Consider the following 10,744-nt stretch of genomic DNA (forward strand, 5'->3'; position numbering starts at 1 on the left):
TATTAGTAAGTTAACTGATAAGAAAAGATAGTATAAATTTAGTATTGCGCGGTTGTGGCGGAATTGGTAGACGCGCCAGCTTGAGGGGCTGGTGACTTAGGTCGTGGGGGTTCAAGTCCCCCCAACCGCACCACTAAACTTATACAAATAGATATTTAAAGGCTGATTCATGATGAATCAGCCTTTTTTCGTTTGCTTGCTAATTATTCCTGGGATTGTTAGTGAACTCGATTATTGTTTTCCTGACATTGACCTCATATTTGTATTGAAGTCCGGTACAATATATATCTTTAATCTGATATGCCATTCAATCCCGCGACTTCCAACCAAATAACCACCAAACCATTAAATAAATGTACTTAAGCATAAATAATGCACGTTAGATATCAATGTTCGAGGAAGTAGCTAAGAATCGTTGTTAAGAGTGTTCTGATGGGAAGGACTTAGTTATCTTTTTGTATTATTTAAAATGCCACTTTTGAGCGCATCGTGACGTTACTGGTTGAAAAGATTAAGGTCTTCTTTAGGAACAGCAAACGGCTTTTAAGTTTATTGTACTTTCCATGACCGTGTTAATAAAGGTTATATAGTACTTAAGTGGCTTTCCTACCATCTATAATGCTCCAAAGGAATTTTTTTGTTAGGGTATTTGTCGATTAACTTATTAATCACGCAAAAAAACAACTACGAGATGGATTTTAAATGTATATTCGAAACGTCCAAATAGAAAATTACCGAGCCTTCAAAAAATTCGAAATTAAGTGAAATAGCATAGTCAATTTGGCCACCTATTTAGAGGTGTTATAATGCATCTTATCAAACGTTAAGTAATACAAATTACAAAGAAAAAAGTCCCAATTTTAGTCCTGAATTTCGGTTAGAAACAGTTCAATTAGTTGTTGATAATGGTTATACCCATGAAGATTCAGCGAAAGCGAAGGGTGCTGGTTTTTCCACCGTTAGCAAATGGGTTAAACAGTTAAAAGAAAAGCGAAAAGGTAAACAACCTAAAGCGACTCCGATTACCCCTGATCAATTGAAAATACGTGAACTTGAAAAAAGATTGAACGTATTGAATTAGAAAAGGATATTTTAAAAAGGCTATCGCTCTGTTGATGTCAGATTCCCCAAACAATTATTACTAATTGAGAAACTCAATCAGAGCAATAAAAACCATACTCTATTAGTAAGTTATACGATGTATTTGAAGTACATCACAGCAGTTATTGATATTGGGTAAGCTGGGATAATAATTTAAGCTCCTCAGAAATTAAATTAAGGGCTGATGTTAAAGGCTTTCATAGACTTAGTGGTGGCTCTGCGGGTGCTAGAAGTATTGTTGACATGGTGACTAATGAAGATTATCCATTAAGTCGTTATCGGGCAGGAAGCTTAATGAATGAGTTAGATTTAGTGAGTTAACGATGCAAGCATTAATAATGGAATATGAAAGCATAGGCAAACCCAAAGGTGTCATATTTCACTCAGGCCAAGGAGCGCATTACACCAGCCGAAAGTTTATGCACGACTGTGGCGTTATCAAATCACATAAAGCATGAGTCGCCGTGGAAATTGTTGGGATAATGCACCAATGGAGCGATATTTCAGAAGTTTGAAAACGGGATGGATACCTTTGATAGGATATAAGAATTTTAATGAGGCTAAGCAAGCGATCATTATATACATCATGGATTATTATAACCAGATGAGACCACATAGGTATAACGGCGGGTTAAGCCCAAATGACTCAGAAAGAAGATATGAGTCAAGCTACAAAACTGTGGTCAATATTACTTGACCACTTCAGACCAAAAAATCTTGAACCACTGTTACCATGGAATATTGAGCGCAGCTAGGTTCCATTCCCTATACGCTTAAGGTATACGTAAATATTTTAAGTGTTAATTTCGTTTGTTACTTGGACATATTGCACAATGATGGAATTATAAAGCTCAATAGAAAAATGACTAGATACAAAGGTAAACTCTAATAAAAGGAATAGTTCAGTAGAACACAGTAGTGATTAAATAAATTATATCTCTGGTTGAATTAAGCCGTTCTTTATGATTTTAGCAACCGCATGTTGACGATTTGAAGCGCCAAGTTTTTTAACCGAGTTATTTAAATGGAATATAATGGTTCTTTCCGTAATATTAATAATCTGAGATATTTCCCAAGACGTTTTTCCTTCACAAGCCCAAAGCATACATTGAGTTTCACGCTTAGTCAGTTTTTTTCTATTTTTAATGTGTTCTATTTTGGCTTGAATTGCTACGTATTGCTCAAATAAGTGTGTGGAAAAGGTATGGGAAAAGAGTAGAGCGTCATCTAAAATTTTTCTTCCTTCTTCATGCGAAATATCAGTTACAATGCTAAATACTGCAATTTCACCGGATACTGAACGTAAAGGAACACTTAACCCATTGATTAAACCATGCTCTCTCGCTTGTTGCATAAATACTTGAATTTCAGCGGTGTTAAATTGATCTAATGATAAAAGTTCCTCCCAAAGAATAGGTCTGTTTTTTGTCAACATGTAGGAGACAACAGGATCTATTCTTTGCTTATTAAGTTCTAAATAATAATCCAGCCAGCTTTGCGGATAATTGCTCATAATACTTATTTTGGGTGCATAAAGTGAATGTTTAGAGATAACACCTAATAAATAGAAACTTGTTTTAGTTAATTCACAAAATTTCAAACAGATAGCTTTCAACTCATCATTATTCTCAGCTTGCCCTATTTCGCTTATTAATTCATAAAAATTAGATATATTCATTGTTATTTCATGGTTATTTTATTGTTATTTTATTGTTATTTTTATAAGTTATCATAAATAAAATATATGATCTATATATATTATTATCAGAGAATAAAAGTGATGAACGCTATTTTTTGATAACCAAATACTCATAGGTTGGATCTTAAGGAATAAAACAATACTGAGTTAAACAAAATAACGAAAGTGCTCACGATTTTAATATTAACGAAATAGGTAAGCACCGTGACAGGTGCATATTATTATGCATCGCGATCACTATAATGGTTTAATGAAACTGGAAAGATTACAAAGCGGTGACCGCTGATTTAAAGCGCATATATCAATCAGTGACAGAAGAGCACTACTTGAACTCGATAATTTCTGCTCACGTTGGGATGATAAATACCCACAAATCAGCCGTTCTTGGCGAGCACATTGGACGAACTTAAATACACTATTCAAATACCCTCAAGAAATTCGCAAAGCCATCTACACGACGAATGCAATAGAATCACTAAACAGTGTTATTCGAAAAGCGATTAAGAAACGTAAGTAATTTCCGTCTGATGATTCAGCGAGGAAAGTAGTTTATCTTGCGATAGATGCAGCATCCAAGAAATGGACGATGCCGATAAGAAACTGGAAAACGGCCTTGAATCGATTTATGATTGAATTCGAAGACCGTTTAAAGGACTTTATCTAAAACTGACAGTTACAAAAATCTGTTACAGGGTCCTAAAGTTTTCTCTCGGATATTAATTCTGCTAACTTTAAGTTAGCTTACTTACATCAATTCCACTATTTATGGAATTGATGTGATTCAGCCAAAAATGATCATTTTCGAAGCAATGCTGACGGCGTTAAGTAAGATATTTTAAACGCAGGAACAATACTGGCAATTAACGCGATTGCAAACAATACGAATATAGTGAGAACAAAACCCCCAATACTAATAACATCAACCCCGAATACAATACCTTCCATAAGCCTAGAAACATAAATGGTACAAATAATGCCTAATACGATTCCAATACTACTCATAATTAAACCTTGTTTGATGACGAGCCAAATAAGGTTTTTTGGTTCAGCACCAATGGAAGATCGAATTCCTAGCTCTACTTGTCTTTGCTGTGCAGAGTAAGCAATAATTCCGGCAATGCCTGATATTGTTAAAATAATGGCGAAGCCACCAAATATAGACAGTAAAAAGGTAATCAGGCGAGGAGATGCACTATTAGATTCTAAAATAGCCTGCATAGACTTTATGCTTGTAACAGGTTGCTTTGAATCTATTTTATAGACTATTTCACGCAGTGTTTTTGCTATCGCTTTCGGTTTTCCCTGCTTTTTAATCAATAATTGAATAGTATTATTAGGCACTTGTGCATAAGGTAAGTAGACAGCATGCGGAGTAACTTTATCTAAACCATGCTGCTTTACATTGTCGACAATGCCAACAATAGTATGCCACGACTCACCATCATCTAATGATAATTTTATTTGCATTGGTTCACTATCAGCCCAGAGAGACTCAGCCATTGATCTATTGATAACCGCTACGGGAGAAGATAATGCATCATCATTTTTTGAAAACATTCTACCTTTTAATAAAGTAATGTCTAACAAATTGAAATAGTGCTGATCTACAGCTCGATAATCAACAACAGGAAGGTTGTCCTGTTCAAGCGTAGCTCTATCGTTCAGTAATAACTTAGCTTTTTTGATCCCGTTTGCACTCATTGGATAGGTGCTTGAAATAGACGAATAACTCACAAAAGGTAAATTATTTGCGTTTATTAATAATTGATTTGCAAAGCTATTGATTTGATCACCTTTAGAATATTTGGCCCAGTTTAGTTCTATTTGCATAATAGAAACATTTTTAGAGTTGAAACCTGGATCAACATTTTTAATATTATTTAAGCTTTTAAGCATTAAAATTGCTGAATACAATAAAATAAAAGAAATTATAAATTGGGTAACAATAAGACAGGCACGAATTAAATTGCTTTTGCCACTTCCACTTGCGTGATGGCCGCTTTCTTTCATGACTATTGCCAGCTTCTTTTTTGAAAGCGCAGGGAGTAACCCACTGATAATGCCGCCAATAACAGATATAGCAAAAGTAAATAACAGTACCGTTGAATCAAGCGATATGTCTGAGGCTCTTGTGGTTAATGTCGCTGAGTAGCTTATTAGTGCATCAAAACTAATTATCGCTATAAATAGACCTAAAACTCCGCCGATGAGAAATAGCAGAATACTTTCTGTTAGTAGTTGACGAATAAGACGTTCTTTTGTTGCGCCAACGGCTTCACGTACTGCGAGTTCTTTTTGTCTGACACTTTGCTGGGCCAATATAAGATTTGTGACATTAGAGCAGGAAATTAACAGAACCAGAAAGGTAATTGACATCATTATATAAAGTGAAGGTTTAATATCTTTTGTCAATACTTCTATAAGTTTGTCGGCTAGAATGATAAATCCATAATTTTCAGGATAATATGCAGGGTTAGCTTTGTGTATACGGTTTGCTATTGTTTTTAATTCTGTGCGTGCTTGATTAATTGATACATTATCCTTTACTTTACCAAAGACATGCATCATACGTTTGTTCCTATTATGGATAACATTTTCGCTTGATCGGGTCGGGCAAACAGACACTGGAATGTAAATATCATTTACTCTGGGATATTCTGGAAAAGCAGGCATAACACCTATGATGCGGTGAATTTTATCGTTCATCTCAACCGTTCGATTAATAACATTAATGTCGCTATTAAATTTTCGTTGCCAAAATTGATATGATAATATGATGATAGGCTCTGAGCCTAATTCGTCATCAGCAAGTTGGAGAGAACGACCTAATATAGGATTAATCCCCAAAAGGTTAAAGTAGTTAGCTGAAACAACACCAGCATTAATCTGCGTAGGCTCACCATTTTCGTGCATTGTGAATTTCATCGAATGATATTCAGATAGTTGCGCTAACGTCTCTGATTGATCTCGATAGTCATTTATTTCAGGTACCGAAAAAAAAATATTTTCTTTGTCAGGCGCTGCCATAATTGATTGCTTTATTACAATGAGGTCTTCACCTTTTTCAAAAGGTAAATCTTTAAGCAGTACGCCATTAACGATAGAAAATATTGCAGTGTTAGAACCTATCCCTATGGCAATAGTGAGAATGATCGTTAATGTTGACCATTTTTGAGCTAGCATGCGTCTATAAGCATAACCAATATCAATGAGTAGCTTTTCCATATTATGCGACCTCAGCCGACAATAAATTGCTCGTGTCTAAATCAACAATTTTACCATCTAGCAAGGTGAGCATTGTTTTGGTGGCATTAGCATGCTCTTTATCGTGCGTTACCATACAAATTGTAACACCTTCATCATTGAGATCTTTCAATAACTGCATTACAATCACGCCATTTTTCGAGTCTAAATTTCCTGTTGGTTCATCGGCTAATAAAACTGAAGGCTCACCCACTAATGCTCTTGCAATAGCTGCCCGTTGTTGTTGTCCGCCCGATAATTGAGATGGATTATGCTGAAGTTTTGAAGACATACCAACACGCTCAGCCCATTTTTCTACCATTTCCTTTCGAATAGATTTTTTGATCCCACGATAGGTTAAAGGTAGTTCTATATTTTCGAATACGGTTAAATCTCCAATCAGATTAAAGTCCTGGAATATAAATCCTATTTCTTGATTTCGAATTTTCGCCAATGACGATAATCCAAATTGACTAACATCAATACCATTTAACCAAAATTCTCCGTTTGAAGGGGTATCTAATAAACCAAGCATTGAAAGCAGGGTAGACTTCCCGCAACCAGATGGACCGGTAATCGAAATATAGTCACCTTTATTTATCTCAAGGTTGATATTGGATAATGCATGTGTTTCTATTCGATCAATATGAAATATTTTATCTATATTAACCAACTTCATAAGTACTGTATTTTTCATAATATCGCTTCCTGTTCAAATTTTAATGACTATTTAAGCTAGTTAATTCTCAGTTTATCAATAGCTTCCCACTCAGATATGTCAGATAAAATGATTTGATCATCGGTAGACAATCCACTGATGACTTCGATATAAGAAGCAGAAGCCCGGCCGAATTTAACTGATATTTTTTCAGCAAAATCATCTTCAGATATTTTAAAAATAGACACAGTGTTATTCGGTGATACGTTTGTGGGTTTGCTGATATAGTGAATATTTTGAATGTTACCTATTTCTATCGTGCCATCAATTCTTAAGTCAGTTCGTACCCCTTCGGGTAGAAGACCAATTAAAGTTACATCTATGTTTACGGTGCTATTTTGAACAGAGGGGTCAATGCGTGCAACCTTGCCCTGAATGATGCCATTGCGTGTATCAATCTTAACATTTTGACCAATTTTAATGTCTTTAACCTGTGATTCTTGAACTCTCAATTGTGCTTTTAAATCATTATGTTTTGCTGTTCTAGCTATTAGTGTTCCTTCAGTAACTAATTGTCCTACTTGAACCACAATATCCTGTAGTACGCCGGCCGAAGAGGTTCTTATGTTCAAGGCATTAACTAGTTCTTGAAAATGAAGTTTGATTCGTTTCAACTGTTGTAATTTTATATCTTCTACATTAATTTTTGACACGTTCAGCGCGGGTAAGCCGCTGTAAATAGCCTTCTGCAGTTTTAGTTTTATTTCTGTTTGTTCAAGTTTAATGCGGGTTTGTGCAACTAGTATTTTTGAAACAATATTTTTATTTTCGAGACTACGTTGAGCCTGATATAAAATTTGAGTTTGTTTGAAATCAGACTCAGCATCAGCTATTGCTAAATCAGTTTTTAAACGTTCAAGTTTAAGGTTTTCCTTAAGGATATTGTAATTTAAAACTCCCATCTGAAGTTTTAGCTCGGCATCTTCTAACTGTTGTTCTAGTTTTGGATTACTCAATACCATTATTACGGTGTCTTTTTCCAAAATATCACCGGGTTGCTGCAATCTTTGATCTACATGACCGGATACCAATGAGGAAATCCAATGGTTTTCAATCGGAATGAGTGTACCTGGAGCATTGACGTCAATAACGATATTGCCGTATTTAACAATACCTAAGTATATATCATCTTTTGCAATAGTCGGTAACGAAGGACCGCTAAAGAAAGTAAAATATAGGGATATGAAAAATAATAAGCCCCCTGCTACGATCCACTGATTTCGATTACTATTTGTTTTTTTTTGATTGAGCTTGTTAACAATATCCAAGTTTCAATTCCTATTTTCCATCAATAATTTATATGTGAAGGATATTACAAATGAAGGTGGAACTTGTAAATGCTGGGAGAAAAACATAAGTAAAAAATAATATTTTTGTTATTAGACAGTTAAAAGTCTCAGAAGAAAAATGTTAGTTAAAATATTAAGTCGAGTGTTCCTGCATATCCACATCTATAAATTGTGCTGAACACCAAACCAGCGCGTCTTTTTGGTATTGTTAATTTTTTTGATGAATAACCATATCCCTTTATAAGTCCTCCCTTTTTTAATGACAAAACAAAATAATAAGCTAGAAATAATAATTTAAAAACTACTTTATGTTTAGGGAGATATAAATTGTGATCAGATTCCACATTTGATCCACGTTAAAAAATGGATCACTCCGGAAGTTTTTGTCTACTGATTCAACGAACGTAAGTTATTAAATAAAAAAAGGTAAATCTTTTAATGAATGGATTAAATAATATTCTACAGTGTACTGAGGGTTTTCATGTTGGCATTAATAAAGCGACGCAGTTTCTCAGGTCGAACACTAACTTGACTGAAGATCCTGAACTTAACTTTGATGTTTTAAATCGATTAGTAAATCACTTAGAACATAAAATATTTCAAGCAACAGAAGTAGATGAATCAAACTATTATAAAAATATTGATTTAGTCGAAAAAAAACTAATACATAATGCTTATTGTGCTTGGGAAACAGCTTTAGAGAATCAGTTTGTTACTGATTTAAATAGCGGAAAAGCTTTTTGTTATCAGCAATATATATTGAATAAACGTTTTGAACGTTTGCTGTGTCGTGAAACTTCTATGCTTAAAGGCAAGAATATTAAAAAGGCACTTTTCATTGGTTCAGGGCCTGTACCAATTAGCGCCATCTGGTTAAATCACTATTTACAAGTACCAGTTGATGGCATCGATATTTGCAGTAAATCAATTGATTTCTCAACTAAATTGATAAACCAACTTGATTTGTCAGACCAAATAAATCTGATGCATCAGCCGAATGGAAATTACGATGTATCAGAATATGACGTCATTATCATTGCATTATTAGCAAAACCAAAATCTCTCATCTTAGATAATATCTATAAAACCATGAATGAAAACTGCGAAATTATTTGCCGTACATCCTTTGGTTTACGTCATATTTTATATGAAGCCACTTCAGTTAGCCTTGATTTACACGATAAATTTTCAATTGATGATACGCGTGTAGTTATCGGTAAAGGTGAAGATACTATTTCTTCACTTTTGCTTGGTAAAACAGATGATTAATAATATTTTAAGATAGGGTTTCTATGTCAAAAATAAAAAAGCTTCAGACCTTAAATTGGCCTGACATGCTATCGGAAGAAGTAAAAATAGAAATATTGAATTTAATGAACTCAGTATTAGAGGACGACACAATCATTGGATTTCCGGAGGTGCTCGATGATGAGACCGGATTAAAAATTATTGACGAACTTGACGAAGATATTCGTCTTAAGAAAAAGCATGTGTTGCTAGCAACAAGTGAAAACAAAAGGGTTATAGGAATGGTGATCCTCAATGAAAAGCAATTGCCGAACTGTAAGCATATTGTTGAGTTGACAAGGGGGATTATTCACCCGTCATCACGAGGAACCGAACTCCTTAATCACTCGTTGTATCGAATAGCTGAACGATGTATTAAGTTGGGCAAGGACATAATAATTCTTGACGTTCGGGAAAACACACGATCTGAGAAAGTATGGTTGCATTGCGGTTTTCGCCAATATGGTCGATTACCCGATTACGCTCGTGTAGACGAAGAGGTATTTTCAGGTATTTACATGTATCAAACCGCGGTAGATCTAAAAGAAAAGTTTGCAACATTTGCCCCAAAAACAGTTAAGGAATAAGTAAAAATGTTATCAAAAGAAGAGTTTAAAATTAAATTACGTGAAGCGTTGAATAGTCACCTGACAGTAGATCATCCTATATTGGCAGAGCTGATGAAAGAGCAAGAAAATTGGCCATTATTGACCGATATCACATTGCAAGGATATCAGTTAACCAAGAACTTTCTTGAGTATATTGAAAATATCTTCTTCCATTGTCCTATGCCTAAGCACAAGCGTCGTCTTCTTCACAATATGTACGAAGAAGAAACGGGACGACTTTCAAACACCAAAAATCATGTGGAATTAATGCAGGACTTTATACGTGCTATTGGTATTACTGATGAAGAGCGTGATCAAGCTGTTGCACGCGCTGAAACTAAAGAATTAATTGATTTTCGGATGGAAGCTGTAAAAAGTCCTTCCCGTTATCACATTGGCGCAGCCGCAGTATTGATCGCAAGTGAAGGTCAAAACCTTGAAGAACGAGCTGGCGAGGCGAGGCATTCAATATTAGGTAAGTTTTACGGTATTGAGGAAAAGGATCTTTTGTTTTTCTCAGTACATCAAAAAGAAGATGTTGGTCATGTTCGTCAGGGTATTGAACTGGTAGTAGATCTTTGTATTAGTGCAGAAATGCAAGCAGAAGCACTAGAAACTGTTCATCATACTTGTCGATTATTTTATGGCATGTATGAAGGAACTGCTAAACACTACTATGCACAAAAAACAGCATAGATATTCAGTATATTCACCTTAACTCAAAGCAAAAATCGAGAGTATCTTTTTGCTCCCGTATTCAAAGAGTATAAACAAATAGATTGTAATTATTAAGCAAGGA

The 10,744-nt window shown here is 34.8% G+C and carries 7 protein-coding genes, 1 tRNA gene and 3 pseudogenes; 7 read left to right on the plus strand and 4 right to left on the minus strand.

Annotated features, from left to right (window positions below):
- Positions 1 to 48: 48 nt before the first annotated feature.
- From H4J52_RS13535 to H4J52_RS20525, 3 genes and pseudogenes are all read left to right on the plus strand, one after another.
- Positions 49 to 133: transfer RNA gene (locus H4J52_RS13535), tRNA-Leu, on the plus strand.
- Positions 134 to 868: 735 nt separating this feature from the next.
- Positions 869 to 1,081, plus strand: a pseudogene (locus tag H4J52_RS20520) (transposase); the annotation flags it as partial.
- Between the two features lie 194 nt (positions 1,082 to 1,275).
- Positions 1,276 to 1,798 (plus strand): annotated as a pseudogene (locus H4J52_RS20525) (integrase core domain-containing protein); the annotation flags it as partial.
- A 234-nt stretch (positions 1,799 to 2,032) separates the two neighbouring features.
- Here the strand turns inward: H4J52_RS20525 and H4J52_RS13545 are convergent.
- Positions 2,033 to 2,779: a LuxR family transcriptional regulator gene (locus H4J52_RS13545; RefSeq protein WP_182223802.1), complete on the minus strand. Its 747-nt coding sequence runs from the start codon at positions 2,777 to 2,779 to the stop codon at positions 2,033 to 2,035.
- Between the two features lie 275 nt (positions 2,780 to 3,054).
- On the opposite strand from H4J52_RS13545, the pseudogene H4J52_RS13550 reads away from it, so the two are divergent.
- Positions 3,055 to 3,464: pseudogene (locus H4J52_RS13550) on the plus strand (transposase); the annotation flags it as partial.
- Between the two features lie 131 nt (positions 3,465 to 3,595).
- On the opposite strand, the gene H4J52_RS13555 reads toward H4J52_RS13550, so the two are convergent.
- The 3 genes from H4J52_RS13555 to H4J52_RS13565 are packed head-to-tail and all read right to left on the minus strand — an operon-like array spanning position 3,596 to position 8,029.
- Positions 3,596 to 6,025 carry an ABC transporter permease gene (locus H4J52_RS13555; RefSeq protein WP_182223801.1) on the minus strand — a complete coding sequence of 810 codons (2,430 nt, stop codon included), beginning with the start codon at positions 6,023 to 6,025 and terminating at the stop codon, positions 3,596 to 3,598.
- Position 6,026: 1 nt separating this feature from the next.
- A complete protein-coding gene (locus tag H4J52_RS13560) occupies positions 6,027 to 6,740 on the minus strand; it encodes an ABC transporter ATP-binding protein (protein ID WP_182223800.1) in 714 nt (237 codons plus the stop codon).
- A 38-nt stretch (positions 6,741 to 6,778) separates the two neighbouring features.
- Positions 6,779 to 8,029 (minus strand): efflux RND transporter periplasmic adaptor subunit, encoded by a 1,251-nt coding sequence (locus tag H4J52_RS13565; RefSeq protein ID WP_182223799.1) that lies wholly within the window; start codon positions 8,027 to 8,029, stop codon positions 6,779 to 6,781.
- Between the two features lie 549 nt (positions 8,030 to 8,578).
- On the opposite strand from H4J52_RS13565, the gene H4J52_RS13570 reads away from it, so the two are divergent.
- The 3 genes from H4J52_RS13570 to H4J52_RS13580 are packed head-to-tail and all read left to right on the plus strand — an operon-like array spanning position 8,579 to position 10,641.
- Positions 8,579 to 9,319 (plus strand): nicotianamine synthase family protein, encoded by a 741-nt coding sequence (locus H4J52_RS13570; RefSeq protein WP_182223798.1) that lies wholly within the window; start codon positions 8,579 to 8,581, stop codon positions 9,317 to 9,319.
- 23 nt (positions 9,320 to 9,342) lie between these two features.
- On the plus strand, positions 9,343 to 9,924 hold the full coding sequence (locus tag H4J52_RS13575) for a GNAT family N-acetyltransferase (RefSeq protein ID WP_182223797.1): 582 nt from the start codon (positions 9,343 to 9,345) through the stop codon (positions 9,922 to 9,924).
- Positions 9,925 to 9,972: 48 nt separating this feature from the next.
- A complete protein-coding gene (locus H4J52_RS13580; RefSeq protein WP_220460655.1) occupies positions 9,973 to 10,641 on the plus strand; it encodes a TenA family transcriptional regulator in 669 nt (222 codons plus the stop codon).
- The last annotated feature ends 103 nt before the right edge of the window (positions 10,642 to 10,744 follow it).

The organism is Colwellia sp. MB02u-14, assembly GCF_014076915.1.
In the GTDB taxonomy this organism is placed as follows: domain Bacteria; phylum Pseudomonadota; class Gammaproteobacteria; order Enterobacterales; family Alteromonadaceae; genus Colwellia_A.

Coding starts and splice junctions, on each gene's coding strand:
- H4J52_RS13545 (WP_182223802.1), bottom strand. CDS start 2,779: ATGAATATATCTAATTTTTATGAATTAATAAGCGAAATAGGGCAAGCT.
- H4J52_RS13555 (WP_182223801.1), bottom strand. CDS start 6,025: ATGGAAAAGCTACTCATTGATATTGGTTATGCTTATAGACGCATGCTA.
- H4J52_RS13560 (WP_182223800.1), bottom strand. CDS start 6,740: ATGAAAAATACAGTACTTATGAAGTTGGTTAATATAGATAAAATATTT.
- H4J52_RS13575 (WP_182223797.1), top strand. CDS start 9,343: ATGTCAAAAATAAAAAAGCTTCAGACCTTAAATTGGCCTGACATGCTA.